The 23,138-nt window shown below is 64.5% G+C and carries 27 protein-coding genes; 7 read left to right on the forward strand and 20 right to left on the reverse strand.

The window, feature by feature from the left end:
* Positions 1-38 precede the first annotated feature (38 nt).
* A complete protein-coding gene (locus tag IVA91_RS18860) occupies positions 39-755 on the forward strand; it encodes a DUF599 domain-containing protein (RefSeq protein WP_247275747.1) in 717 nt (238 codons plus the stop codon).
* A gap of 1,045 nt (positions 756-1,800) precedes the next feature.
* Here the strand turns inward: IVA91_RS18860 and IVA91_RS18865 are convergent.
* From IVA91_RS18865 to mgtE, 4 genes are all read right to left on the reverse strand, one after another.
* Positions 1,801-2,760, reverse strand: a complete 960-nt coding sequence (locus tag IVA91_RS18865; protein WP_247459055.1) for a hypothetical protein — start codon at positions 2,758-2,760, stop codon at positions 1,801-1,803.
* Positions 2,761-2,809: 49 nt separating this feature from the next.
* Entirely contained in the window at positions 2,810-3,628 is an 819-nt protein-coding gene (locus IVA91_RS18870) for an aldo/keto reductase (protein WP_247275745.1), read from the reverse strand.
* A gap of 156 nt (positions 3,629-3,784) precedes the next feature.
* On the reverse strand, positions 3,785-4,087 hold the full coding sequence (locus tag IVA91_RS18875; RefSeq protein ID WP_247275744.1) for a helix-turn-helix domain-containing protein: 303 nt from the start codon (positions 4,085-4,087) through the stop codon (positions 3,785-3,787).
* Positions 4,088-4,311: 224 nt separating this feature from the next.
* Positions 4,312-5,733, reverse strand: coding sequence for a magnesium transporter (gene mgtE, locus IVA91_RS18880; RefSeq protein ID WP_247275743.1), 1,422 nt, complete (start codon positions 5,731-5,733; stop codon positions 4,312-4,314).
* 116 nt (positions 5,734-5,849) lie between these two features.
* Here mgtE and IVA91_RS18885 point away from each other — a divergent pair, with 116 nt between their 5' ends.
* Together IVA91_RS18885 and IVA91_RS18890 are read left to right on the forward strand one after the other, a co-directional pair.
* Positions 5,850-6,623: a polysaccharide deacetylase family protein gene (locus IVA91_RS18885; RefSeq protein WP_247275785.1), complete on the forward strand. Its 774-nt coding sequence runs from the start codon at positions 5,850-5,852 to the stop codon at positions 6,621-6,623.
* Between the two features lie 156 nt (positions 6,624-6,779).
* On the forward strand, positions 6,780-8,048 hold the full coding sequence (locus IVA91_RS18890) for a polysaccharide deacetylase family protein (RefSeq protein WP_247420604.1): 1,269 nt from the start codon (positions 6,780-6,782) through the stop codon (positions 8,046-8,048).
* A gap of 4 nt (positions 8,049-8,052) precedes the next feature.
* On the opposite strand, the gene IVA91_RS18895 is transcribed toward IVA91_RS18890, so the two are convergent.
* Positions 8,053-8,427: a hypothetical protein gene (locus IVA91_RS18895; protein ID WP_247275741.1), complete on the reverse strand. Its 375-nt coding sequence runs from the start codon at positions 8,425-8,427 to the stop codon at positions 8,053-8,055.
* Positions 8,428-8,712: 285 nt separating this feature from the next.
* Between IVA91_RS18895 and IVA91_RS18900 the strand changes: the two genes are divergently transcribed.
* The gene (locus tag IVA91_RS18900; protein WP_164940018.1) at positions 8,713-8,970 is read left to right on the forward strand and encodes a hypothetical protein; all 258 of its coding nucleotides are present in this window, start codon (positions 8,713-8,715) and stop codon (positions 8,968-8,970) included.
* 19 nt (positions 8,971-8,989) lie between these two features.
* Here the strand turns inward: IVA91_RS18900 and IVA91_RS18905 are convergent, their stop codons facing one another.
* From IVA91_RS18905 to IVA91_RS18930, 6 genes are all read right to left on the reverse strand, one after another.
* Positions 8,990-9,178: a hypothetical protein gene (locus tag IVA91_RS18905; RefSeq protein ID WP_247275740.1), complete on the reverse strand. Its 189-nt coding sequence runs from the start codon at positions 9,176-9,178 to the stop codon at positions 8,990-8,992.
* Between the two features lie 13 nt (positions 9,179-9,191).
* Positions 9,192-9,521 carry a four-helix bundle copper-binding protein gene (locus tag IVA91_RS18910; RefSeq protein ID WP_247275739.1) on the reverse strand — a complete coding sequence of 110 codons (330 nt, stop codon included), beginning with the start codon at positions 9,519-9,521 and terminating at the stop codon, positions 9,192-9,194.
* 103 nt (positions 9,522-9,624) lie between these two features.
* Positions 9,625-10,524, reverse strand: a complete 900-nt coding sequence (locus IVA91_RS18915) for an NAD(P)/FAD-dependent oxidoreductase (RefSeq protein WP_247275738.1) — start codon at positions 10,522-10,524, stop codon at positions 9,625-9,627.
* The gene (locus IVA91_RS18920) at positions 10,521-11,597 is read right to left on the reverse strand and encodes a flavodoxin family protein (protein WP_247420577.1); all 1,077 of its coding nucleotides are present in this window, start codon (positions 11,595-11,597) and stop codon (positions 10,521-10,523) included. The genes IVA91_RS18915 and IVA91_RS18920 overlap by 4 nt, the downstream gene beginning before the upstream one ends.
* A gap of 50 nt (positions 11,598-11,647) precedes the next feature.
* The gene (locus IVA91_RS18925) at positions 11,648-11,869 is read right to left on the reverse strand and encodes a hypothetical protein (RefSeq protein WP_247275736.1); all 222 of its coding nucleotides are present in this window, start codon (positions 11,867-11,869) and stop codon (positions 11,648-11,650) included.
* Positions 11,866-12,072, reverse strand: coding sequence for a hypothetical protein (locus IVA91_RS18930; protein ID WP_247275735.1), 207 nt, complete (start codon positions 12,070-12,072; stop codon positions 11,866-11,868). The genes IVA91_RS18925 and IVA91_RS18930 overlap by 4 nt, the downstream gene beginning before the upstream one ends.
* Positions 12,073-12,339: 267 nt before the next feature.
* On the opposite strand from IVA91_RS18930, the gene IVA91_RS18935 reads away from it, so the two are divergent.
* A complete protein-coding gene (locus IVA91_RS18935; protein WP_247275734.1) occupies positions 12,340-12,624 on the forward strand; it encodes a hypothetical protein in 285 nt (94 codons plus the stop codon).
* Between the two features lie 198 nt (positions 12,625-12,822).
* On the opposite strand, the gene IVA91_RS18940 is transcribed toward IVA91_RS18935, so the two are convergent.
* The gene (locus IVA91_RS18940) at positions 12,823-13,023 is read right to left on the reverse strand and encodes a hypothetical protein (protein WP_247275733.1); all 201 of its coding nucleotides are present in this window, start codon (positions 13,021-13,023) and stop codon (positions 12,823-12,825) included.
* A 190-nt stretch (positions 13,024-13,213) separates the two neighbouring features.
* Between IVA91_RS18940 and IVA91_RS18945 the strand changes: the two genes are divergently transcribed.
* Entirely contained in the window at positions 13,214-13,507 is a 294-nt protein-coding gene (locus tag IVA91_RS18945; RefSeq protein WP_247275732.1) for a hypothetical protein, read from the forward strand.
* An 87-nt stretch (positions 13,508-13,594) separates the two neighbouring features.
* Here the strand turns inward: IVA91_RS18945 and IVA91_RS18950 are convergent, their stop codons facing one another.
* The 5 genes from IVA91_RS18950 to IVA91_RS18970 form a co-directional block, all read right to left on the reverse strand.
* Entirely contained in the window at positions 13,595-13,765 is a 171-nt protein-coding gene (locus IVA91_RS18950; protein ID WP_247275731.1) for a hypothetical protein, read from the reverse strand.
* A gap of 223 nt (positions 13,766-13,988) precedes the next feature.
* Positions 13,989-14,735, reverse strand: a complete 747-nt coding sequence (locus IVA91_RS18955; RefSeq protein ID WP_247275730.1) for a Crp/Fnr family transcriptional regulator — start codon at positions 14,733-14,735, stop codon at positions 13,989-13,991.
* Positions 14,735-17,902, reverse strand: a complete 3,168-nt coding sequence (locus IVA91_RS18960; protein ID WP_247275784.1) for a CheR family methyltransferase — start codon at positions 17,900-17,902, stop codon at positions 14,735-14,737. Before IVA91_RS18960 ends, IVA91_RS18955 begins: the two co-directional genes overlap by 1 nt.
* A 245-nt stretch (positions 17,903-18,147) precedes the next feature.
* Positions 18,148-18,423: a hypothetical protein gene (locus IVA91_RS18965; RefSeq protein WP_247275729.1), complete on the reverse strand. Its 276-nt coding sequence runs from the start codon at positions 18,421-18,423 to the stop codon at positions 18,148-18,150.
* Positions 18,424-18,433: 10 nt separating this feature from the next.
* Positions 18,434-19,441 (reverse strand): chemotaxis protein CheB, encoded by a 1,008-nt coding sequence (locus tag IVA91_RS18970; protein ID WP_247420569.1) that lies wholly within the window; start codon positions 19,439-19,441, stop codon positions 18,434-18,436.
* Between the two features lie 77 nt (positions 19,442-19,518).
* Between IVA91_RS18970 and IVA91_RS18975 the strand changes: the two genes are divergently transcribed.
* Complete coding sequence (locus IVA91_RS18975; protein ID WP_247275727.1) at positions 19,519-19,923, forward strand: response regulator; 405 nt, start codon at positions 19,519-19,521, stop codon at positions 19,921-19,923.
* Between the two features lie 265 nt (positions 19,924-20,188).
* On the opposite strand, the gene IVA91_RS18980 is transcribed toward IVA91_RS18975, so the two are convergent.
* From IVA91_RS18980 to IVA91_RS18990, 3 genes are all read right to left on the reverse strand, one after another.
* Positions 20,189-20,797, reverse strand: a complete 609-nt coding sequence (locus IVA91_RS18980; protein WP_247275726.1) for an isochorismatase family cysteine hydrolase — start codon at positions 20,795-20,797, stop codon at positions 20,189-20,191.
* 155 nt (positions 20,798-20,952) lie between these two features.
* Positions 20,953-21,855, reverse strand: coding sequence for a GNAT family N-acetyltransferase (locus IVA91_RS18985; protein ID WP_247275725.1), 903 nt, complete (start codon positions 21,853-21,855; stop codon positions 20,953-20,955).
* A 30-nt stretch (positions 21,856-21,885) separates the two neighbouring features.
* Entirely contained in the window at positions 21,886-23,100 is a 1,215-nt protein-coding gene (locus IVA91_RS18990) for an acyl-CoA dehydrogenase family protein (RefSeq protein ID WP_247450858.1), read from the reverse strand.
* Between the last annotated feature and the right edge of the window lie 38 nt (positions 23,101-23,138).

The following is a 23,138-nucleotide window of genomic DNA, read 5'->3' on the forward strand; positions in this document are numbered from 1 at the left end:
CATGCGTGGCAATCGTTGCCGCCCGCGAGGAGACGGACATGAGCAGGCACTGGGTCGACATTACCGCCGTCGGCTTCTTCATCATCGAATGGCTGGTCTACGCGCTGACGCTGGAGCATTCGGCCTATGGCCGCGACAGCCTGTCGGCGCGCATGAATCGCTACCGCGAGGTCTGGGTGCGCCAGCTGCTCGAGCGCGACACGCGCATGGTCGACATGCAGATCATGGCCTCGCTCCAGAACGGCACCGCCTTCTTCGCCTCCACCAGCCTGTTCGCGCTGGGCGGCGCGCTGGCGCTGCTGCACGCCACCAACGACGCCATCACGATCCTGAGCAAGCTGCCGATCGACCTCAGCCCCTCGCCCGCACTGTGGGAGCTGAAATGCGTCGGCCTCGTGCTGATCTGCGTCTACGCCTTCTTCAAGTTCGCCTGGGCCTATCGCCTGTTCAACTATGTCGCGATCCTGTTCGGCGGCATGCCGCCAGCGTCCCAGCGCGACACGGTGGAGGCGGAAGCCCATGTCATCCGCACCACGCGCCTGTTCGAATCCGCAGGCCGCCATTTCAACCGCGGCCAGCGCGCTTTCTTCTTCGCGCTCGGCTATCTCGGCTGGTTCGTCAGCCCCTGGCTGCTGTTCGCGACCACGGCGGCCGTGGTGGTCGTGACCTGGCGACGGCAATTCGCGTCCAGTGCCTGGGCGGCGATGGCGCCGGAGGTGGTGGCGGCTGACGAGGAGAAGAAGCGCGGTCATTGATGCACTGCCGTGCCGGACACGGCGCGGCACGAAGTGACGCGACGCAGAGCCGGGACCCGGCCCACACGGGAAGGCGCTGCGATATAGGCCCCGGCTCTGCAGCGCATCGCTGAAGGGCGCTGCGCTGCGTCCGGGGCACGAGAGGAGAGTGAGGCATGCTCTCTCAACGTCATTGCGAGCGCAGCGAAGCAATCCAGAATCCCTCCGCGGAAAGACTCTGGATTTGCTTCGCTGCGCTCGCAATGACGGAGCATGGTGAACCAACGTCATTCTCCAACACACATTCAACGTGCAGACACGCCTTCGCATTCTCGCGGCGCGTTTCGCCCGAGCTTTGCTTGATCTCTCCACCCTCAAAGCCGGAGGGCGCAGGAAAGGCCGGGTGCCGGCTGGCACCCACGGTCCGCTGTGCGAAAGGCACACGCAGAAGAACTGCACAGCGGCATACAGGTGAAGCCCAACACACGGCCTTCCCTGCGCAGTGGTTTGACGGCTTATGCCGCGCTCTCCCGGGAGCCGAGTTCGTTCTGGCCTCCCTCACTCCAGCGAAAGTCACGGACACCGCGCCGGTTGACGCCCATGCCGCATCCGCCAGGGCTTGACCGTAGCAACGACGGCCAGGACCACACGGTTTTGCCGTACGCGCGGCTCGCCTGCGCCGCAGGGTTCGACGGCGTTGTGCACCTTGCCATCGACATGCTGGCGCGACGAACCTGACAGCGCCGTCCGTCTGCGCGAAGCTTAAGGGCTCACGGAGAGCAATCCGCCCTGCCCTTGGCCTCTCGCGCCCGACGCTGCCGCGTCCACCGCAAGCCCGGCTCCGCGATCATCACGACACATGATCGCCCCTCTCGGATGAGCCGGGGTGGGCGATACATACGTCATTTCCGAATTTCGGTAAAGGAGAATATTTTGCGCAATCGGGATTGACAGAGCCGCGACACAGGCGCGGCGACGGATCGAGCGCGGCGCGATCGGGGAAAGTGTCAATGGCGAGCAATCACCCGGATTACGCTGCGCTCCGTTCGGGCTACACGACTATGTCCTAGCCCCCGCCGAAATCCCGCGGGCTGAACGGCAAATCCAGCACCTTCCATTCCCCGTATTTGTCGGCCGGCAGCATCTTGTAGGGCTGGCAATTCTGGAGTGCGCTCATTGCGGACTTGACGATGGCGACGCCCTTCGCGGACGGCGGGGCTTCCATCAGGATCGGCTCGCGTGCCAGCGTGCCGTCGGTGGCGAACACCGTGCGCAGCTTGATATAGACGTTGTCGGTCGGCGCGACCCCGGACGGCAGCTTGGCGCAGTTTTTCAGGTGACGGCGCAGCTCGGCGATGACCTCGGACGGCAGCTTGGCGGCGATCGAATCCTTGGCGTCGCCGCCGACGTTCTTGGGGGCGTCTTTCGGCAGCTCCGTCAATTCAGGTGGCAGGCCCAGCATGACGCCGTACTTGACGGTGACGTCGGGCTCCGGAGCCTGATAGGCCGGCGGCGGTGCGGCCTGGGGCTGCTGCATCACCTGTGATGGCGGCGTCGGAGGCAGCGGCATGCCCTGAGGCGGCGGTTGCGGCATCGGCTGCGGCAGGGCTTGCTGCGGAGGCTGTTGCGGCTGTGCATTGACCTCGCGCGGGTTCGGCGGCGAAGGCTGTTTCTGCAATTGTTGCTGCTGCGCAGAACGTTGCGGCTCGGGCGAAGCCTGCGGTGAGGGCGATGGCGCGGCTTGCTGCTTGGCCGTCGCATCCGACTTGTCGGCGAAATCCAGCTTCGGCAGCTTCAGGTCGGGTTTCGGCTCCGGCGGCTTCTCCCTCGCCTCTTCCTGGGCCCTCTGCTCGGCTTTGGCCTCCTCCTTCACCTGCTCCGGCGTGACGATGTCGACCGTAACAGTCTCGGGTGGCGCGGCGTGGAACGGATGGACTTCGCTGATCAGGATGATCAGCGCCACCAGCGTCAGATGCGCGATTGCCGACGCCGCCAGGTCCGTCCGTATGATCTTCCGCAGTTCCATCGATTGACTTCAGGTTGCCGCGCTGGTCCTAGCATAATGGAAGCCCCCCTCAATCCCATTTCGGCGCGAAGCCGAAGTCGGTCAGGCGTCCCCTGGGATTGGCGAGCGCGGCGATCCGGCCCATCTCGTCCTCCGACAGTTCGAAATCGAAGATCTCGATGTTTTCCGACAGACGCTCGACGCGCGAGGTGCGCGGGATCGCGGCGACATTCTGCTGCATCAGCCAGCGCAGGCACACCTGCGCCGGGCTCTTGCGATGGACGCGGCCGATCTCCGCGAGCGTCTGGTCGGACTTGATGCGGCCCTTGGCGATGGGACTGTAGGCGACGAGAGCAAGACCATGCTGGTCGCAGGCCGCCCTCACCTTCGCCTGATCCAGATAAGGGTGATATTCGACCTGATTGCAGACAAGCGGCTCGGGCGATAACGCCACCGCCTGCTCGATCAGCGCCACCGTGAAATTGGAAACGCCGATGTGGCGGGTCAGGCCCATGCGCTTCGCATGCGACAGCGCTCCAAGCGTCTCCGCCAGCGGCACATGCGAATTCGGCCAGTGCAGCAGCAACAGATCGACGGAGGGAAGTCGCAGGCGGGCGAGGCTCTCCTTGACCGAGCGTTCGAGATCGTGGGGCGCGAAATGGTTGGTCCAGACTTTCGTCGTGAGGAAGATGTCGTCGCGGCGCACGCCCGAGGACCGCAAGCCGTCGCCGACCTCGCGCTCGTTGTCATAGGCCTGCGCGGTATCGATGTGGCGATAGCCGAGCCGCAGCGCCTGCTCGACAATGCGAGCGCATGGCCGGCCGCCCAATTCCCAGGTCCCGAGCCCGATCGCCGGGATCCTTGCACCATTGGCCTCGACGAACAGCATGAGGAATCCTCTCTGTTGCGGCAGCCCCAAATCATCCGGCCGTCATTATGGACCCGGCCCATGACGCTGCCAACGGACGCCGCGACAGTTCGGCCGGATATTCAACGCAATGCTAACGGCAGGTTCGCGCGAGCTCTTGGCGTTCCGTCCTTAGCGTCAAACTTTGGCGAGCGCCTGGAAGACCGTATCCGGCGCATGCGCGATCACGGCGAGCAGCGCGCGGGCCGGTCCGCGCGGGGCGCGCTTGCCCTGCTCCCAGTTGCGAATGGTCTCGACTGGGACGCCGAGTTTTGCGGCGAACTCCATCTGCGTGAGGCAGGCGCGGCGGCGCAAATCGCGCACCGCGAGCGGGCCGGCATCGCCCGGCGCGACATTGGCCGCCGGCTGGACCGGAAATTCCTGTCCGTCCCGCAATTCGACGATCCGTCCGTCCGCCTTCAGCCGCAACCGCATGCTCATTCCCCCAAGCGGGGCGATGATGCGGCAGGTCGCTTAAGTTCGGATTAAGAGAGCGGTCTCGTGCCCCGGACGCAGCGCAGCACTTCTTCAGCGTTGCGCTGCAGTGTCGGGGCCCATCTCGTGGGTCTCGTCCCTATCGCTTTTTGGGTCCCGGTTCTGCGCAGCAACGCTAAGGGCGTTGCTGCGCGCCCGGGACACGAGAGTGAGGTTGCCGCACGTCCGTCCTACTTCAACCCGAACCAGAGCGTCGCGATGCCGAGGAAGGAGAAGAAGCCGACGACGTCGGTCACGGTGGTGACGAAGGTGCCGGACGCCACCGCGGGATCGGCCCTGACACGGTCGAGCGCCATCGGGATCAGGATTCCGCCGAGCGCGCCGGCAATGAGGTTGCAGATCATCGCAAGCCCGATGACGATGCCGAGGCCGGGGATCTTGAACCAGGCCACGGCCGCGATGCCGGTGATCACGGCGAAGGCGAGACCGTTGACGAGGCCGACCAGGCTCTCGCGCATCACCACGCGCCAGGCGTTGGAGGAGCCGAGCTCGCGCGTCGCCAGCGCCCGCACCGCGACCGTCATGGTCTGGGTCGCGGCATTGCCGCCCTGGCTCGCCACGATCGGCGCCAGCACGGCGAGCGCCACCATCTTCTCGAGCTGGCCTTCGAACAGGCCGAGCACGGAGGACGCCAGGAAGGCGGTGGCGAGATTGACCAGCAGCCAGTTGAAGCGGCCGCGCGCAATGGTGAGAAAAGTGTCCGACAGCTCCTCGTCGCTGGTGACGCCGCCGAGCGCCTTGAGGTCCTCGTCCGCCTCCTCCTCGATGACGTCGACGACATCGTCGACGGTGATGACGCCGACCAGGCGATCCTGGGTGTCGAGCACAGGCGCTGCGACGAGATTGTACTTGCCGAACATGCGGGCCACCTCCTCCTGGTCCTCCAGGACGGAGACGCGGCGGCGATCCTCGTCGGTCAGCTCGGTGAGCGGCACCGGACGGCGCGCCCGCAGCAGCACGTCGAGCGGCACCGCACCCTGCCAGTGCTGGTCCTTGTCGACGACGTAGATCTCATAAAAGCGGTCGGGCAGGTCCGGCGTCTCGCGCATGTAGTCGATCGCCTGGCCCACGGTGAAGTCCTGGGGCACCGCGATGAATTCGGTCTGCATCCGCCGGCCGGCGGAATTCTCCGGATAGAGCAGGCTGCGCTCGAGCGCGACGCGCTCCTTCAGCGGCAGCTTCTCGAGGATCTCCTCCTGTTCCTCGGCATCGAGCGTTTCCAGGAGCTCGACCGCGTCGTCGGATTCGAGCTCGCGGACACCTTCAGCGACGGTCTCCGGCGGCAGTTCCTCGAGGATCTCCTCGCGCACGGCCTCGTCGACCTCGTTCAGCGCGGAGAAGTCGAAGTCGCGCCCGGTCAGCTCGACCAGGCGGACGCGGTCGTCGGGCTGCAACGCGCCGATCAGGTCGCCCAGGTCGGCCTCGTGCAGCTCGGCGACGATCGCGCGCAGCTGTGCCGAGTCTGCGGCCTCGATCGCATGCGCGATCTCCTCGACGAATTCGTGACGAATTTCGCCGTCTTCATTGCGCATCGGTACGTGGTCGAGTACCGAATCCGCGGCGGGAGCGGCAACGTCCAGATGTTCATCCATGGCGCGCCTCGCCGTTTGACAGGTTGGATCAGATGGTCTGGGCTGACGGTTCAGGCAATACCCACAAGCGAACAGCGAGCGCAATGACAAAGATGCAATGCCCGGAATGGACGCCGATGGCGCTGGGCGCGGTGCTGGCCGGCCTCGTCGGCGCGACCTCGCTTGAAGCCGCCGAGTGCCCGCGCAAGGACGCGCTCGGCACTGCGCGCGTTCTGAGTGTCGACGTCAAGGCCACCCCGCGCGTGGGCCTGAAGAGCTTTCCGCAGACGCTGCCACTCGCCGATCGCGAGGTCGTGCTGACCTTCGATGACGGCCCACATCCACCGACCACGTCGAAGGTGCTGGCGGCGCTGGCGCAGGAATGCGTACGTGCGACCTTTTTCCTGATCGGCCTGCACGCCTCCGAACATCCGGACATGGTCAAGCGCATCGCCAGCGAGGGCCACACCATCGGCCACCACACTTTCTCGCACCCGTTCATGGCGCGGATCCCGTTCGACAAGGCCAAGAGCGAGATCGACCGCGGCATCGCGGCCGACGAGATGGCGCTGCGCGGGGTTTCGACCACGACGCCCTCGACGCCGTTCTTCCGCTTCCCCTATTTCGAGTCCACGCCCGCACAGCTCGACCTGCTCCAGGCGCGCGGCATCGTGGTGTTCGGGGCTGACCTCTGGGCCAGCGACTGGAACGAGATCACGCCGGAGCAGGAATTGAAGCTCGTGACCGAGCGCCTCGCCGCGAGCGGCAAGGGCATCATCCTGTTCCACGACCCCAAGGCGCGCACGGCCGCGATCATGCCGGCCTTCCTGCGGTATCTGAGGGAGAACGGGTATCGAGTTGTTCACATCGTTCCGGCAGGCCCAGCGCAGAAGAATGCCGATGCGCATTGATGCCGGAATGTCACGCCGGCGCAAAATGGGTGATTTGGGGCCAATTAATACTCTGTTCATGCTACCCCATGCAAAGTTGAGGGCGGCTCCGGCTGAACCGTTTTGGGGCATCTCCGACCTATTAAGGCGGCAATCTCATGGGGGCAGACGAGGTTCATGATCGGAAGTAGCGTTGGTTTGCGGACGCGATCGTGGACGGCCCTTGGCCTGTTGCTGGGATTGCTGACGACCGCTTCGCCGGCGGCGCTCGCGGCCGACTGTCCCGGCCATCCCGACGCGCTCGGGACGTCCCGTACCCTCGTGGTCGATCCGCGCGAGCATCCGCTGATCGGCACCATGCAATATCGCGAGACGCTGCCCCTGAAGGACCATGAAGTGGTCCTGACCTTCGACGACGGTCCGCTGCCGAAATATTCCAACCAGGTGCTCCAGATCTTAGCCGACGAGTGCATCAAGGCGACCTTCTTCATCATCGGCAACCAGGCCAAGGCCAACCCGGAAGGGGTGCGCAAGCTGGTGGCGGCGGGCCACACCGTCGGCACGCACAGCATGGACCATCCGCTGACGTTCGATCGCATGCCGATCGAGAAGGCCGAGGCCGAGATCAACGGCGGCATCGAATGGACCGCGGCCGCAATGACGGATCCGACCAAGCTTGCGCCGTTCTTCCGCATTCCCGGCCTGATGCGCGCCGAAGGCGTGGAGAACCATCTGATCTCGCGCGGCATCCAGGTCTGGAGCGCCGATTTTCCGGCCGACGATTGGCGCCATGTGTCGTCGGATCGCGTCTATCAGCTCGCGATCCAGCGCCTCGAGGCCAAGGGCAAGGGCATCCTGCTGCTGCACGACATCCAGGCCCGCACGGTGGCGGCGCTGCCGAAGATCATCCGTGACCTCAAGGCGCGGGGCTATCGTATCGTCCATGTGGTGCCCGCGACCGCCGATCGGCCGGCGACGCCGACCACGCCGGTGGAATGGCTGCTGCATTCGCCGACCGAGACGACGCCGATCGCGCGCTGGCCGCGCGTGCCGAATTTCGTGTTCGCGCAGACCCGGATGCTGCCGGCGCCCGCCCTTGCCGATCTCAATGCGCAGACCGAGCACCAGCCGCTGCTGCCGCGCCGGACCATGGCGCAGGCGAATGTCGAGGCTACCCTGCCCGTGCCGGGCCGCGATCTGTTTGCGATCCCCGAGGGCTCGGTCGAGGTGCTGCTGTCGACGTCCTTGTCGCGGCGCGCGACGCGGCTGGCCATGGCAGCCCAGACGCCGCACGCGGCCAAGGACAAGGCAGCCAGGGGCAAGGCAGCGAGATCGCAAGGACGGCGCACCGCGCAGGCAGCGCCAGCCGCGCCGAAGCCCGCCGCGCAGACCAAGAGCGCTGCCCCACACCCGACCGGCGTCGCCAGCCTGAAGAAGCGTGCTTAAGGTCCTACTGCCGCATGATCGCGGCGACGCAGAGCAGCACGATCAGCGCCAGGAAGAACAGGTCCATATAGGACTTGAGCTCGCCGTCGCGCCGCAGCCGCGCAACGTCGGCGACGACCTGCTTGCGTGCCGAGCTTCCGCCCGAGCCATCATTGATGGGAGCCTGAAGGCGCCGCGTCTCGGCTTCCAGCTTCTCGATCTTCTGGAAGAAGTAGAACGCGCGCAGCGTCGAGGCGGCGCGCATGGCGGCATAGACCAGCACCAGGATCGCCAGGATCGCCCGGTTCGGATACTTCTCCATGAAGTTCAGGCTGAAATAGACCACCGCCAGGAAAGCGAAATTGGTGATGAAGCGGTAGACGAAGCTAAGAAAGACCATGCTGGCTCGAGCCTTGAGGGATGCGCAACCGGATCGTTGCGCATACGGAATCAGGGGGCCGGACGGAGCAGCCGGCCTGGAGACCGTGCAGGTCCGTCTACGCCAAATTTGTTTCAACAAAGATACTATCGCCTCGCAGTTCGCCGCCATTTAGCCACACGCGGCCATAATGCAAGACGGAGCATGCCGTCGGTCCATTGCACGCCGGTAGCCCGCAACGGTTCAATGGCGATTTGGCGGAAGTCGCGATAGACTATCGACCGCCACCAGATGTGGGGTCTGCCGATGTCGAAGAAGGGAATCACGGGCCACGACGACTGGGTTCTGACCGAGGCCCTCGCGACCGCGCTGGTCGCACTGGAGCAACTCGAGCCCAAGCACCGGCCGAACGCACATATGGACGACATCCGCAAGATGCTCTCGAATGGCAAGGAGCCGGCCGCGGTAAGCCTGCACCTGGCCCAGGCCAAATGCCGCCTGTTCCCCGACCTCGATCCGCTGGAGATCTACCGGGAATACGGCATCGGAGAGGAATACGGCTAAGGGGCGGTCGACGATCGAGCTAAGGGCCGCCGGCAACCGATCCCGCGATCACCATGACCAGCGCGCCAAGGTCGACCTTGCCGTTGACGTTCAGCTCCTCCGAGCGTTCGGCATCATCCGCGCCTTGAACCCTAAGCGCTTGCGGCCGCTCGGCGGCCTGTCTTTGCAGCTCGCCGATGATGGCTTCCTTGAGTTTCTCTTCCAGCATGGGGCGTCGTCCTTCAGGCCGCCATCGCGCGGCAGGATTGGGCGCAGGAGCGGCACATCGCGACGCATTCGTCCATGCCGCCGATCCGCTCGCAATCCTCGGCGCATTCGGCGCAAATTTCAGCGCATTCGCTGCAGGTGTGCCTGTGATGGGGCGTGTTGATCAGCATGAAATGCGCCGCCGTCCGGCAGATCTCGGCGCAGGCCATCATCAGGCGGAAGTGCTTTGGCTCCACGTGCTTGCCGCCGGTCTCGAGGCAGTGATTCATCGCCGTGCCGAGGCATGTCTGATAGCAGCTCATGCAGAGCCCGATGCAGCGGGTCATGTCTTCGGATTGGGCCATCCGTTCTCTCCCATCGCGCGCCTCACTCCGCTCGACCAAAGCGGGGCAACGCGCTTCGTTCCAGGTTCCGCTCGATTGTGTGGCTCTGCCAGGCCCGGCCGCGTCATGCCAAGAGCCGCGGCAGGCTGTTATGGATCGTGCAGGCGGCAATTGCGGCGTGGCCGAAGGCGACCGAGATCTGGTGCAGGTCGGTGACGATATCGCCGATGCCGTAGAGCCCATCGATCGACGTGCGCTGATGGTCGTCGACCTTCAAATAGCCTTCGGCGGTATGTTCGGCGCCCAGCACCATCGCGAGCTGCGAGCGGACCTCCGCGCCCATCGCGGGATAGACTATGTCGAATTGCGCCGTCCGGCCGTCCGCGAAGGCGGCTTCGACGCCGTTGTCGCGTCGCCGCAAGTGCAGGTCGGGCGCGAACACGAGCCTCACACCCGCTTCAGACAGCTCTGACGTTGCTGCCTTCCCGTCGTCCGGACCGGTTGCGAGCAGCGTCACGTCGCGCGAGTAGCCGCGCAGGAACAACGCCTTGCCGGCAGCGCGGTGAAGAGGGCCGACGACGCCGGTGCGGCGGCCGGCGGCCTCGAAGGCGTCGCAGACGGGACAATAGCGCAACAGCCCGTCCGCGACCGCCGCGCGCCATTCCACGAACGGCGGATGGGTGTCGACGATGCCGCAGGCGAGAACGACGGTGACGGCCTGATGTGCGCGACCGTTCCAGCTCGCTTCAAAGCCATGCGCGTGCCGCTGCAATGTGGTGACCTCTGCGTCGACCCGCGCCACGACGAGCTCGTCCAGTTGCGCCGACATGCGCGCGATCAATTCGGTGCCGGACAGACCGTGGACGAAGCCGGGGACGTTGTGACTGCGCGGGATCAGCGCCGCCCGGCTCGCGCCGGCGTCCACGACACAGACGCTGCGGCGAAATCGCGCCAGATAGATTGCGGCCATTAGTCCGGCCGGGCCGCCGCCGACGATCAAGCAATCGAGTGGCGCGCTGGTCATTTGGGGTTTGGGTCCTGAACACCAGCACCGGGGTCCTGGAGCCGCCCGCTCCGCGCCAGCCGGACCGCGTTGCCGAGCGCGCGCGCCGCATTCCGCACCTGCTGCTGGAATTCGTCGTCTTCGTCGAGCTCGCGATGCGAATTGGCGTATGGCTCCATATAGCCGACATAACCGTCGAGCTCGGCGTAACGGCCCGCCGAGATCAGCTGCATGTCGGTAAGCCAGTCGGACAAGGCGCGGCGCACCCCCTCGGCGCCGACCGCATCGCCGTGAACGACGACGCCGTAATGACGGCCGGCGAGATGACGCGGATAAGGCCAGCCCTTCAGCTCGATCGCCTTGGCTTCAGCGGCCCTCTTGCCATGGGTCGAGCTCGGATCGGGATTGCCGCCGTCGGCGCAGACCATCCGGTCCATCATCGCTTTCAGTCCGGCGGGCACGTGATACCAGTTCACCGGCGCCACGATCAGGATGCCGTGGGCGGCGACCCAGAGCGGATAGATCTCGTTCATCCAGTCGCCCACCTGCCCCAGCGAATAGTTCGGATAGCAGCTGCATGGCCAGTGGCAGAGCGGCATCGCGGTTGCGACGCAGGATTTGCAGGGATGGATATTCTTGCCGAATTCCGAAGCGAGGCGCGAGAGATCGAGGATGTCGACGGCAAATCCCATCTCGGTGAAGACCGGCTCGGCCAACTTGACCAGGCGCCAGGTCTTGGACATCTCGCCGGGACAGGTGTGCTCGCTGCGGGCCGAGCCGTTGATGATCAGGATCCGCAGCGTCTCACTGGCATCGTCATGCCGTCGCTGCGCCGCAAGCACGGCGGCACGCGCCTCCAGCCAATCGACGGCAATGTCGTAATCGGGATCGGCGAAGCCTGCTCCCGCCTTGCGCGTCAGCGGCGCCTTGCGCGAATGGCTGTAAGCGTCCCAGGCGGCGCCGACGATGGCATCAAGCTCGCGTTGCAGGGGGGCAAAGGCAGGATCGACGAACTGGCTCCTGTAACGGCTCTCGAATTCTTCGCGCGACAGCCTGACGGGCGGCATCCCCTTGCGAATGTCGGCTTCCGTCATGCTGGCTCCTGGCAAAGTCGGGCGCGTTCGACCAACCCGGGGCGCAGCGGCTAGTTCCCGAATGCCTGTTGGCGAACGGCTTCCTGAGCCAGATCGAAATGCGCGATCCGCCGGTCCAGCCGCCATAGCTCGATGCGATGGACCAGCACGAGCGCGGCGGCCTCGCGTTTGGCCTGCTCGTCATCGCCGCAGACGAGATTGATGCATCCGAACACATGACCGTCGCGATCGATCTGGAAAGCGCGATAGTGCTTCATGCCCGGCATCGTCATCGATCTCGCCTGGGATGGGCGGGCGCGCTCAGCCAGTCCGTCAGGTTCGAGGTCACCTCGTTCTGCTTGGCCCGTTGCAGCAGCATCTCGCGCTCCCTACCGGGCGGCAGGCTGCGCGCACGTGCGCGGGCGTTTTCGGCGAATGCAGCCAGCCGCTCCTGGAGCGATTGGGTCTGTTTCCTGCGGTTGCGTTTGGCGGTCATTGTCGTTTCACAAATCATTTGGATGGAAGGAAATTGGCCCCGGCGGGAGGTCGGGCACCGGGGCCCAGGTTTCGTACCGGCTGGGGCGGCCCAGCCCGGCGATGTTTGTAGCTTCCGCCGCATCAGCGGGTTCCGGCATTTCAATAAGTTAACAATGCGTGATTTTGCTCGCGGCTACGCAGCAGGTTTGCGTCGCAGCGCAATTCGACTGCGCCGGAACCGAAATTCTGATTCGCATGTTCATGGGGGACTTGAAGGAGGATCATCATGGCGAAAGCAGCATGGAAACGGCCGGGCTCACCGATCGGCCGCAAAGGACCACGCAAGGCGCATCCCGCCTACAAGCGCCGCGCGCGCGAGCCGTGGACGCCTGCGGACGTGAGCAAGCTGAAGCAGCTCGCGAAAGGCAACACGCCAACCGGCGTCATGAGCATTAAGCTTCAGCGTCCGGCCGCAGCCATCCGCAGCAAGGCGCAGCGTGAAGGGATTTCGTTGAGGCCCACCAATCGCTCGCCGTATAACAGGCGAACCAAAGCCGCGAAGCGGCGTTGACGGAAGGCACCGCCGGGTGACAACCGGACGCAACGGGGACGATGGACGTGGTGCTCATTTTTCCGGTTTCTGCCCACGACACCAGCGCATCGGTACGCGCCGACATCTAACCTGTTCCCGGTGCGTGCAGCCCGGACCCGCGTCGCATTATTTGCGCCGCGGCCTTGCGCGCCAGTCTGCGCATGCCTCTGCGTGGTTCTAGTCGGGCGGCTGCAAGCCTGGTGATCGAAGCCATTCGCTCATCTGAGAGCCGGTCTCCGCTTGCCTCGCCTTGCGCAACATCTCGTCCCGTGCCGCTCCCGGCGGCAGCGCCTTGGCTTCTTCGCGCAGCCGCTGCGCTTCAGCGGCGAGGCGTATCTCCAGCGGATCCGTCTGCTTCGATCGATGCCGCATCAACATGAGGCGTTCTCCCTGATGATCGGGCAGAGCGCGCCGTTGCGTTCCCCATGGTCAGGCGCTAGCCACACCCAAACGGCGTGGGCGAACCATCAACGCTCCAGAAGCGGAGCGGTTGCCGGGTTCCGCAAAAAACCTGGCAGCAGATCGCCTAACCGGCACTCGATGTGAACTCGTCTTCCCGATTGTCACGATGAGCCTTCACCTCGGTGAGGACCATGGCGCTCTCCATGAGCGCAAGGCGCAGTTCACCCGCGGCCTGGCGGTGCTCGGCCGCAAGCAGTCGATGCTGCTCCCGCAGAGCGCGGCTGATGTCTATCGTGCCGGCTGCGCGGCAAAGGAGGGGATCGCGCATCGGTCCATGATAGGACGCCAGCGTGAAAGTGCCTTTTACGCAAGTTACTCAAAATGCGCCGCCGGCTCAAAATTCATGCAGGCACTAACTTGGATTAAGATCTTAACGGCGTTGCCGTGCCTGTCGAAATGAGCCGCTCGGAAGCGGGACGATCGACGCTTGGTTCGTGGAAGTTTGCGAAAGCCCGCGCGCTCACCAGTCGCAGACAGGACGGCGCCCCTACTTCTTGAGGACCGCCCCGGCGAGCTGCCATTCCAATTGATCACGGGCGAGATGTAGCTGCTTCCTGATCTCAGCGTTGAGAGCCCGCAGGCGGACACTCTCCTCAATTACGCGATCAGCGCGCTCTAGCAGGTCTTGGGTTTCAAAGGCGAAAGGATCGTCGTCCATAGCATGCTCCCGATCAATGCAGGCGGGAGCACGCGATCTCTCAGCCACCGGCGCCTACGGGCAAAGCCTTGGCCGGTGATGCAGGCACAATACTCCAGATTGCTTCCACTTCATAGTGAGATAGATCGCAGCGAATCCAACGGTAGCACACGGCCCAAGCTGGCCCTCGGCAGAGAAACGACTCTGGAACTGGCTCAGCGGCTCGCCGGCCTCATCCGAAATTTCAGCCGCGCCGATAGAGCTGCAGATAGCTCGGCGAGAACAGGGCAGCGTTCTTGAGCGCGCCGAGATCGTTGATGGTCAGCGTGCGCTCGCGCAGCACGATGAGGCCGGAGGCGCGCAGCTCCTGGAGCGTGCGATTGAGATGGACCACCGAGAGCCCGGTGGCGTCCGCAAGGTCCGTCTGCGTGATCGGCATGACACAAGAATTGCCGTCGACCATGCCGACGGGACGAAGCCGCTCGATGATCTCGCAGAACAGATGCGCGACGCGCTCCAGGGCGACGCGACGGCCGAGATTGATGGCCCATTCGCGCTGAATCGCGGCGTTGACGAGGGTCTCGCACAGGAACGCTTCGGCGAGCGAGCGGTGGTTGGCCACCAGGCTCTCGAAGTGTGCACGCTTGATCTCGGCGTATACGACGGGCGTCATCGTCGCGATGGAATGGTCGATGGCCGGCATCAGGAATGCGTGCGCGTCGCAGCTCTCGCCCGGAAAAATGAAGTTGACGATCTGGCGCCGGCCATCCTCAAGGGTTTTGTAGCGGCAGAGCCAGCCCGACAGCACGAGACGGACGCTATCGACGGCATCGCCCTCGGAGATCAGGTCCTCGCCCGATCTGGTGCGCTGCAATGCCTCAAGCAACGCGTATTCGAGTGATTGCCGCGCCTCAGCCGACATCGGCCTGAGCACGTTCAATCGGCGAATGACCGGTTCAGCGAGGCTGCGGTCGGATGTTGAAAGCGGCATCAGTCAGCCACCGCCGGCGTATGGAAAGTGCGTCTGCTCAGGGGGACCGTGATCGTGCATTGCAGGCCGGCAGGATCGAATGCCATCGTGGTCTGCCCCTTGAAGTCAAACGCAAGTGTGCGCTCCAGGAGCTCGGTGCCGAAACCTTTGCGCGGCGGCGGTGCGACCACCGGCCCGCCCCGTTCCCGCCATTGGAACATCATCACTGCCGGCTCGGTGCTCTCCTCGATTCGCCATGAGATCTCGATGCGCCCGGTCGGCTGGCTCAGGGCGCCGTATTTCAGCGCGTTGGTCGCGAGTTCGTGAAGAGCCAGCGCAAAGGTTTCCGCGGCTTTGGACTGCAAACGCACCTTCGGACCGGTCAAACGCACCTGCTCGCCTTCCCGGGCATTATAGGCCAGCAGCTCCTCGACGGCGAGGTATTCGAGATCGACACCGCTTTCGGGATCGCGGGTCACCATTGCCTGGGTGCGGGCGAATGCGCTCAGCCGGCCATCGAGATGGGAAGCAAACTCCTCGACGCTCTGGCTTGTGTCGGCCGTGCGACGAGCGATCGAGCGCACGACGCCCAGCGTGTTGCGGACGCGGTGCTGGAGCTCGGCCAGCAGCAGGCGTTGCCGCTCCTCGGCGCGGGTGATGGCGGTGACGTCGATGAAGGTGATGACGACACCGGCGATGAAATTGTCGATGCTGCGGTAGGGCAGGACGCGCGCAATGTAGCGCGTACCGTTGTCGGGCGCGCTCAGCTCGCGCTCCGCGCTGGCCAGCGTGCGCAGCACGCGGCGGACGTCGTCATAGAGCTCCTCGATCGGGACGCGCGCCTTAATATGACTGATGGGACGACCTGTGTCGGTTTCGACCAGATGCAAAACCTGCGTAATCGCGGGCGTGAAGGTCATCACCCGCAAATCATTGTCGAGAAATACGGTTGCGATCTGCGTGCTTTCGAGGAAATTCTTGAGGTCGCTGGTGGCGCGGGTCAATTCCTGAACGCGATGAGCCAGCTCGCCGTTGACGGTGGTCAGCTCCTCGTTGACCGACTGCAATTCCTCACGCGAGGTTTCGAGCTCCTCATTGGCCGATTGCAGCTCTTCGTTGAGCGACTGGTACTCCTCGTTGGAGGACTTCAGCTCCTCGTTCGTACTTTCGAGCTCCTCGATGGTGGCCTGGAGGCGCTCGCGCGTGGCACGCAGCTCGTTTTCGAGCCGCTCGACATGCTCGGTCCTGACCAGCGCATTTGGATTGGCCTGGCCGGCCTCGATCGTGCGGAGTGGACCATCCTTGAACAGCACGACGAAGCTGCGATGGCCACCGGCGCCGTCCTGGATGGGCTCGACCGTGACGTCAACGAGGATACGATGGCCATGCACCCCGAGTTGCACCTGCTCGGCATGGGCCGGCTCGTTAGTCTCTGCCGCGCGGCCCAGCGCTGTGCGTACTTCCAGGCGCAGATCGCGGTGTACGAGCTGGAGCAGGTCGAGCGTGGCGGCGCCCGCCGTCGGCTCGATGTAGCGGCCGGTGCGCCCGGAGAAGTGCAGGACCTGAAAATTGTCGTCAGTGATAACGTAAGCGGGCGCATAGCGCTCCGCGATGCGCTGTGCGCGGCGCTCGAGGCCGACGTCGGGGCCGAACGAACGCACCGGCGGCAGCTCGACGGGGACCCTTCCCGCCACGGTCGTGATCGGAAACTCCGGCGGCAGCCGCGTTCCTGTCTCGAGCCGCTTGAAGATGCGGGCGCGGCGGTCCACCGGCGCGAACAATTTTGGATGCCGCGTCACGTTCTCGGAATTGCCAAGAAACAGGAAGCGATCGGGGAGCAGCGCGAAGTGGAACAGCGGGATCACCCGGCTCTGCAACTCGGCATTGAGATAGATGAGCAGGTTGCGGCAGGAGACCAGGTCGAGCTTGGAGAACGGCGCATCCTTGATGACGTTGTGCTGGGAGAAGATGCACATCTCGCGCAGTTCCTTCACCACGCAATAGGTGTCGCCCTCCCGGACGAACCAGCGCGCCAGGCGCTCGCTGCTCATATCGGCCTCGATATTGGTGCGATAGCGGCCGACGCGCGCCGTTGCGAGCGCCCGGCCATCGATGTCGGTCGCGAAGATCTGCACCTGCGGCGGGGAATCCATCCGCGCCATCTGCTCGCGGAGAAGGATGGCGATGGAATAAGCTTCTTCGCCAGTTGCGCAACCGAGCACCCAGACGCGCACCTGCTGCCCCGCGCCCTTGCCTTCGAATATCTTCGGGACGATTTGGGTCTCCAGGACCTCAAATTCGCGCTTGTCCCGGAAGAATTCGGTGACGCCGATCAGAAGGTCGTTGAAGAGGTGCTGGACTTCGTCCTTATCGTTGCGCAGGAAATCGACATAGGCGGCGATTTCGTCGATCTGGACCACCTGCATGCGCCGCTGCACGCGGCGCAAGAAGGTGTTCTGCTTGTAGCCGTGGAAATCGTTTCCGGTCTTGTTGCGCAGAATGTCGGCGATGCGTGATAGCGAGGCCGCGGCCGCGGCCAGCACCTCATCAAACCCCTGCTTCTCGTCCAACCGTCGCAGATGGCGGGCATAAACCCGGATGTGCTCCGGAATGTCTTGCGGCGGCAGCACGTAGTCCGCGATGGCCGCTGGCGTGTTGGCGTCCTCGAGATGATCCAGCTCCTCGCTCGCGACTTTTTCGGCGATGGCAAGACCGCCATGATCCTTCAGCGTCGCTGCGCCGAGCGTGCCGTTGCCGCCGGTGCCGGCCAGTATGACACCGATCGATTGCTCGGCGCGTTCTTCCGCCAGCGACACCAGGAAGCTGTCGATCGTGGCCCGCTCACCGGGCGCCTGCTCGGCCTCGCGGATCGCAAAACGGCCGCCATGGATCGTGGTGATCATCGCCGGTGGACAAAGATAGATCGTACCGCCCTCGATGGTTTGGCCGTCGCCGATGCCGGAGACCACGGCAGCGCTCGCATTTTGCAGGATTTCGCGCAGCCGCGGCTCGTCCAACGCCTCATGATGCTGAAGCGCCAGTACGACAGCCTGATCAGGCTCAACGGTGAGCTTGGCAAAGAAGCGCTCGATACTGTCCAGGGCAGTCGGCGAGGCACCCACCCCCACGATCAGCGGGGACCTGATCTGGCGCTCTCTTTCGACCGGCTGGTCGCCGACTTCGTGCATGTCCTTGCTAGCTTTCATTGGCTGGCGGGGCGAACCGCTCCCCCCAAGCACATAGCAGAAATGGATGTTATCCCAATAGATGGAAGGCAGAAATGCTTAGAGCCAATAGTGGCCCGAGGGCGGCTCAGCCCGCATGCCGACCTTCCCATTTTGAACCCGCGGAAAAATAGAGGCTGCGCAGCTCGGGCCGGCAGCGCGACCGTCCGGGGTTGAGATCGTGTGGAATTGAGCGTCCAACGTCAGCCTTATCTCGGCAGCGCAGGATCAATCTCGTGCTGGAGATAGGCGACACGCTCCTCGATCAGGACGCGGTGGCGCTCCCACTCGGTCAGCGTCTGTTTGAGAAGGGCGACGAGCCGCTCGGCCTCACCCGCGTCATGGCCACCAGCCATGAGCTCTCGAACCCGATCCTCCTGGTCACGGATACGTTTCGAGCCCTCTTCGATGTCCTCATTGGCCTTGGTTAGATGGCGGCGCTCGGAATCGAGTTGCTCGGAGCATTCGGTAACGGAGATGGCCATGACAGCGCCCTCAACCTTCCCGCTTGCGCAACGGAGCATCCAGCGACCTTAGCACGACGCGCCTGATCATGTCGGCATATTCGCGATATTCGGCTGCCCTCGCCTCATACATCTCGGCAACGGCGGACCGGCCACTGCGACGCCCATCCGCGGCCATGCGCTGCACCAGTTCCGCGCGTTCCTCGATGATGCGCAAAGCAACACGCAGGGCTTCGTCGACCCGCCCTTCCTGCTCCTTGGCAAGGACATCGGCACCGAAAGCATGACCGACCTGACAGCGGAAACGTATCGGGCGCGATTCCTTGACCTCGGACAGCACGCCCCCGCACGCCGGACAGGTCAGCGCGACGGGATCGGCCATCGAGACAAGCTTGTCACTGCCGATCCGGTCGCCGGCTGCGATCTCCACCTCAAGCCTGATCTCGGGCGGGATCGGCAGAATGGCTCCGGCCTGCTCTCTGACGAGTTCGGAGAGAACGTCGCCCATACCGGCGCTGGGAACACAGACATCAACAGTGGTCGCCTCCATCGCGCGTTGCGGCATCTCGTCGGCAATGGCGTCGGAGGGGTCTTGGACTACGGTCATCCCGCCGCAGCGCTTGATGGCATTGAGGCCAGCCGCCCCGTCCGACAACAGGCCGCTCAAGAGCACTCCGATCACGCGCGGCCCGTGATAGAGGGCTGCTGAGCGGAACAAGGGGTCGATCGCCGGCCGGACCATGTTCTCGCGCGGGCCGCGCCCGAGCAACACGTGATCCTCCGCCAGCAGGAGATGGTGGTCAGGTGCAGCCAGATAGATCCGGCTAGGCTCGATCTTCATGCCGCTTTCCGCCTGCCGGACTGGCAGGGCGGCGACGCTGCTGGCGACGGTCGAGAGAATGCCGATCCCTTGCGCCGGGATGTGCAGGACGATGAAGACGGCTGCCGGCAGATCGGGCGGCAAGCGGCCGAGGATCTGCTTCAGGGGCTGGGTCGCTCCCGCCGAGCCCCCGATGACGATGATGTCGCGGTTAGCCATTTGGGTCGCATCGTTTTTTACCAAGGCGGGTCCCCCTTGTATGTTCCAAGGGGCTGGAAGCGGAGGCTTGAGGCACCATGGCAACATCGCCCAACCCGTCGCATCAGCGCGGGCCGCTCGCCGGGCGTCGCATTTTCGTTGTTGAGGACGAGTATTTTCTCGCCGATGACATCGGCAACACGTTTCGCGCGCTGGGCGCGGAGATTGCGGGTCCGGCCGGTCATTTCGAGGATGCCGTCAAAATCCTGCACGACGGCAGCATCCTGCATGGCGCGGTGCTGGACGTGAACATCCGCAGCGAGATGATTTTTCCGATTGCGCGCGAACTGAAGGCGCGCAACATCCCGTTCGTGTTCACCACAGGCTATGACAAGATCACCGTCGGTCCGGAATTCGAGGACGTGCCGCTTCCGGAAAAGCCAATCGATCTCGGCGCGATGGCGCGGAAGCTGGCCGCACTCATCGCCGATCCGCGCGGTTGACGATCAGAACAGATGCGCGACAGCGAGCCAGGGGTGACATAGGGCAGCGCGGCGCGCAAGACAGGAAACCTCGCGCGGTCACTCCATCATCATCCAAACGATGGCCGCCATCATCACGAGAAAGCCCGTGATTGCAGTGGCGATAAAAGCCTGTTCGATGCGGTCCATCGCCATCGCAGCCCCCTTTCCAGCCCGCACACTTTGACCACCTTGGGGGACCCGCGCACTAGGTTATGTGAATCGGGCGCCGCGCTTCATCGGCCATCTACTCCCGCCAGAACTCCTCCAGTTCCTCCGCGGTCACGAGGTCGACCTGGCCGTGAAAGCGGGTGCGGTACATCGTCATGAGCGCATCGTGCCCGACGTCGGACGAACTGCACAGCGCGTCCTCGACGATGACGACCCTGAAGCCGAGGTCGACGGCGCTCAACACCGTCGACAGCACGCAGACGTCGGTCTCTGCGCCCGTGACCACGACCGCACCGACATTCTTTTCGATCAGCAGACTCGCGAGTCCGGGATTGCTGAATGCGGAATAGGCCGGCTTATCGATAATGACGGCCGGAGGAACGAACTCGCTCAGGGCCGGCACGAGTTCGAGACCGGATGGCGGAAGATACCTGCGAGTGGCCTGGCGCCAGCGATGGAAATAGCTCTGCCATTGGCCGGGACGGTCTTCCGGATCCTGCGGCGTGATGAAGCGCGTGAAGATCGTTCTGGTCGGATGGCGGGAAACGATTGAGGCGATCGTCGGCAGCACCCGCTCCATCCAGGGCGTCGCCCAGAGCCCGCTCGGCGCAAAGATGTTCTGCATGTCGATGCAGAGGTGAACGGCATCCCTGATCTCGGCAATCTCCGAGCTACTATCCCTCATCGTTCTCCACCGTCAGGCGCTCGGCCGCACGCCGTCAGCTGGCATTCCCCGCCGAGTTCAGCGACGGCAATGCGAACGCAAAGGCTTTGGTTCCTGGGAACTGCCCTTGGGCTGCCCTTGAGCTGACCTTGGGCCCGCTTGCGCTTCCCGTCCGGTCACATGAAGCCCGGGTTGCGCGGCAGATACTGGGCCCAGTCTCCGAACTCACGCGAGGACATCAGCAACATCGGACACTTGATCCGCATTCCGTGCTCGATCGCGGTGTTGAGAGCCGGCCCGCTTGCGCCGGGCAGGAAGGCCGATATCCGCGACGAGCCACTCTCAAGCGCCAAATGCAGCGCCGTCCTGAACGCGGGAGCGACGGCATTCGCCTGCAGGACCGCGAGCGGTCCGATGTGTCCGCCGGCGTCCACGTAAGCGTAGCCCGCCCAGTCGCTGCCGTCGTAGAGATTGACCCCTCTCGTCGCGCGGTCGCTCATGAGATAGCGATGATGCTTTTCGCGGGACACGCCAAGCACCCGCTCGTCCGCCTGAACCAGGCGACGCAGCGTCGAAGCCGCATCATCGAGCGGCGTGAATTGAAACCGCGCACCGTGCAGACGACCCATCAGATGCTCTCGCGATACGCCGACGCTGTAGATGGGAAATCGCGGCAGCAATCCATGGCGGATATAGAGACCTTGCGAGACCGTGTTGAAGCTGAAGGTAATGAGCACCCGGTTGGAGGCGGCCGATGTCTCGGCGTGCTCCAGGGTCCGCTTGATCAGTTCGTGGCCGATGCTGCGTCCCTGCTGATCGGGAGACACGAAGAGCTGGGCCAGAAACCACATGTCACCGCAGACCCAGCTCCAGGCGAAGCCGAGAATCCGCTCGCCCTCCTCCGCCACCCACAGACCGTCGGGGTCGTCCTGCATGGAATACAACTGAAACCGGGGAGGAGAAGAAGCGGCCATCGGCCCAAAGCCATGCCGTTGCGTGAGATCGTTGATGCTGGACACGACGAGAGCATCGGCGACTTCCAGATCCTGGGCGCGCGCCAGCCGGTAAATCACAGACATCGGGCAACTCCGCTGGTGATCAGGTGACGTTCAAAATCTCGCGGTGCCGGAATCGAGCCCAAGCGCCAGCCGGCCGGCGATGATGTAGTTGTTCGGACTCATCGCGATATGCGTCGCGACGGCGCGCACGTCGCGGACGGCGCGCTCCAGGACGCAGGTCTCGAAGATGGCGGCCGCGCCCACACTGGTGGCCAGCTCATCGGTAATGGACATCGCAGTCTCTGCCGCGTGTGCGTTGGCGATCCGAATGTCCGCCCGCGCCTCCACCAGTCGCTTGCCGCCCGTAGCGGTAGCGGCCATCAGGTCCGTCATGGCATGACTCAGGAAGGCGCGGGCGGCGCGAAGCGTTGCTCTCGCCCGACCCAGCGTTGCCTGGACTGTCTCACGATCGCGCAGCAGGACCCGGCTGCCAACGTTGCTTTTCCGGCAGGCGAGCTCCGCGAACGAGGTCATGGCGCCGGACGCTATGCCGAGCGGCACGCCGCAGATGCTCCACGCGAATACCGATAATGGCGGCATGCGATAGAGCAGTCCGGGCTGGGTCGGTCGCGGCGCGAAAAACGGATGGACGTGAGCGGCCGGCACGAACACATCGCGCGCTTCGAAATCGCAACTTCCGGTGCCGCGCAGTCCGGACACATGCCAGTTGTCGTGGATGGTCACGTCTGCCCGATCGAGATAGCAGCAGAGAAGTGGCGACGCCGGGTCCTCAGGCTTGATGCTAGCCAGCACCATGAAACGGGTCGCATGATCCGCGCCGCTGCCGAACGGCCAGCGTCCCCAGAGGCGGTATCCCCCTGCAACCGCCGTTGCCATGCCGACTGCGCCAGTCGCGCTGACGACGAAGGCGCGCGGGTCGGCAAACCACTCGCGTGCAACGGCCTCGCCGAGATAGCCGCCGAGCCGGCTCATGCCGCCGCCGTTGCCGACCAGCCAGCCGACTGAACCATCGAGCGCCGAGGCGGGCTCGACAACGCGCATGAACGCGAAGGGAGACAACTCGGGTCCACCGAGCGCACGCGGCAGCCACAGGCGGAATAGACCGGCGTCAGCGAGTGCCGCGAACACCGCGTCGGGCAAGCGCCGCGCATCGTCGAACTTGCTGCGCTGCGCAGCGATCAGCGGGGCAAGTCCCTGGATGGTCTCGAGCAGGTGGCGAGCCGGCTCCGGGGTGCCGGCAATCACGTCCGGATCAGGGCGAGGCAGCAGGTCGTCCGCCTCGAGCACATCGCAATGGTCGCGCATTGGGCAAACCTCCAAATTGGCAGCGCCGCCGCAGCATG

It is taken from the genome of Bradyrhizobium sp. 153 (genome assembly GCF_023073835.1).
Classification (GTDB): Bacteria; Pseudomonadota; Alphaproteobacteria; order Rhizobiales; family Xanthobacteraceae; genus Bradyrhizobium.

What these genes read in the sequence shown, in the direction of transcription:
- IVA91_RS18950 (WP_247275731.1), bottom strand. Translation starts at nt 13,765, where the DNA reads ATGGACGACGATCCTTTCGCCTTTGAAACCCAAGACCTGCTAGAGCGC.
- IVA91_RS18940 (WP_247275733.1), bottom strand. Translation starts at nt 13,023, where the DNA reads ATGTTGATGCGGCATCGATCGAAGCAGACGGATCCGCTGGAGATACGC.
- IVA91_RS18945 (WP_247275732.1), top strand. Translation starts at nt 13,214, where the DNA reads ATGAGCCTTCACCTCGGTGAGGACCATGGCGCTCTCCATGAGCGCAAG.
- IVA91_RS18920 (WP_247420577.1), bottom strand. Translation starts at nt 11,597, where the DNA reads ATGACGGAAGCCGACATTCGCAAGGGGATGCCGCCCGTCAGGCTGTCG.
- IVA91_RS18980 (WP_247275726.1), bottom strand. Translation starts at nt 20,797, where the DNA reads ATGAGGGATAGTAGCTCGGAGATTGCCGAGATCAGGGATGCCGTTCAC.
- IVA91_RS18930 (WP_247275735.1), bottom strand. Translation starts at nt 12,072, where the DNA reads ATGACCGCCAAACGCAACCGCAGGAAACAGACCCAATCGCTCCAGGAG.
- IVA91_RS18915 (WP_247275738.1), bottom strand. Translation starts at nt 10,524, where the DNA reads ATGACCAGCGCGCCACTCGATTGCTTGATCGTCGGCGGCGGCCCGGCC.
- IVA91_RS18885 (WP_247275785.1), top strand. Translation starts at nt 5,850, where the DNA reads ATGGCGCTGGGCGCGGTGCTGGCCGGCCTCGTCGGCGCGACCTCGCTT.
- IVA91_RS18935 (WP_247275734.1), top strand. Translation starts at nt 12,340, where the DNA reads ATGGCGAAAGCAGCATGGAAACGGCCGGGCTCACCGATCGGCCGCAAA.
- IVA91_RS18990 (WP_247450858.1), bottom strand. Translation starts at nt 23,100, where the DNA reads ATGCGCGACCATTGCGATGTGCTCGAGGCGGACGACCTGCTGCCTCGC.
- IVA91_RS18875 (WP_247275744.1), bottom strand. Translation starts at nt 4,087, where the DNA reads ATGAGCATGCGGTTGCGGCTGAAGGCGGACGGACGGATCGTCGAATTG.
- IVA91_RS18965 (WP_247275729.1), bottom strand. Translation starts at nt 18,423, where the DNA reads ATGGCCATCTCCGTTACCGAATGCTCCGAGCAACTCGATTCCGAGCGC.
- IVA91_RS18895 (WP_247275741.1), bottom strand. Translation starts at nt 8,427, where the DNA reads ATGGTCTTTCTTAGCTTCGTCTACCGCTTCATCACCAATTTCGCTTTC.
- IVA91_RS18925 (WP_247275736.1), bottom strand. Translation starts at nt 11,869, where the DNA reads ATGACGATGCCGGGCATGAAGCACTATCGCGCTTTCCAGATCGATCGC.
- IVA91_RS18870 (WP_247275745.1), bottom strand. Translation starts at nt 3,628, where the DNA reads ATGCTGTTCGTCGAGGCCAATGGTGCAAGGATCCCGGCGATCGGGCTC.
- IVA91_RS18905 (WP_247275740.1), bottom strand. Translation starts at nt 9,178, where the DNA reads ATGCTGGAAGAGAAACTCAAGGAAGCCATCATCGGCGAGCTGCAAAGA.
- mgtE (WP_247275743.1), bottom strand. Translation starts at nt 5,733, where the DNA reads ATGGATGAACATCTGGACGTTGCCGCTCCCGCCGCGGATTCGGTACTC.
- IVA91_RS18860 (WP_247275747.1), top strand. Translation starts at nt 39, where the DNA reads ATGAGCAGGCACTGGGTCGACATTACCGCCGTCGGCTTCTTCATCATC.
- IVA91_RS18865 (WP_247459055.1), bottom strand. Translation starts at nt 2,760, where the DNA reads ATGGAACTGCGGAAGATCATACGGACGGACCTGGCGGCGTCGGCAATC.
- IVA91_RS18900 (WP_164940018.1), top strand. Translation starts at nt 8,713, where the DNA reads ATGTCGAAGAAGGGAATCACGGGCCACGACGACTGGGTTCTGACCGAG.
- IVA91_RS18985 (WP_247275725.1), bottom strand. Translation starts at nt 21,855, where the DNA reads ATGTCTGTGATTTACCGGCTGGCGCGCGCCCAGGATCTGGAAGTCGCC.
- IVA91_RS18890 (WP_247420604.1), top strand. Translation starts at nt 6,780, where the DNA reads ATGATCGGAAGTAGCGTTGGTTTGCGGACGCGATCGTGGACGGCCCTT.
- IVA91_RS18975 (WP_247275727.1), top strand. Translation starts at nt 19,519, where the DNA reads ATGGCAACATCGCCCAACCCGTCGCATCAGCGCGGGCCGCTCGCCGGG.
- IVA91_RS18970 (WP_247420569.1), bottom strand. Translation starts at nt 19,441, where the DNA reads ATGGCTAACCGCGACATCATCGTCATCGGGGGCTCGGCGGGAGCGACC.
- IVA91_RS18910 (WP_247275739.1), bottom strand. Translation starts at nt 9,521, where the DNA reads ATGGCCCAATCCGAAGACATGACCCGCTGCATCGGGCTCTGCATGAGC.
- IVA91_RS18955 (WP_247275730.1), bottom strand. Translation starts at nt 14,735, where the DNA reads ATGCCGCTTTCAACATCCGACCGCAGCCTCGCTGAACCGGTCATTCGC.
- IVA91_RS18960 (WP_247275784.1), bottom strand. Translation starts at nt 17,902, where the DNA reads ATGCACGAAGTCGGCGACCAGCCGGTCGAAAGAGAGCGCCAGATCAGG.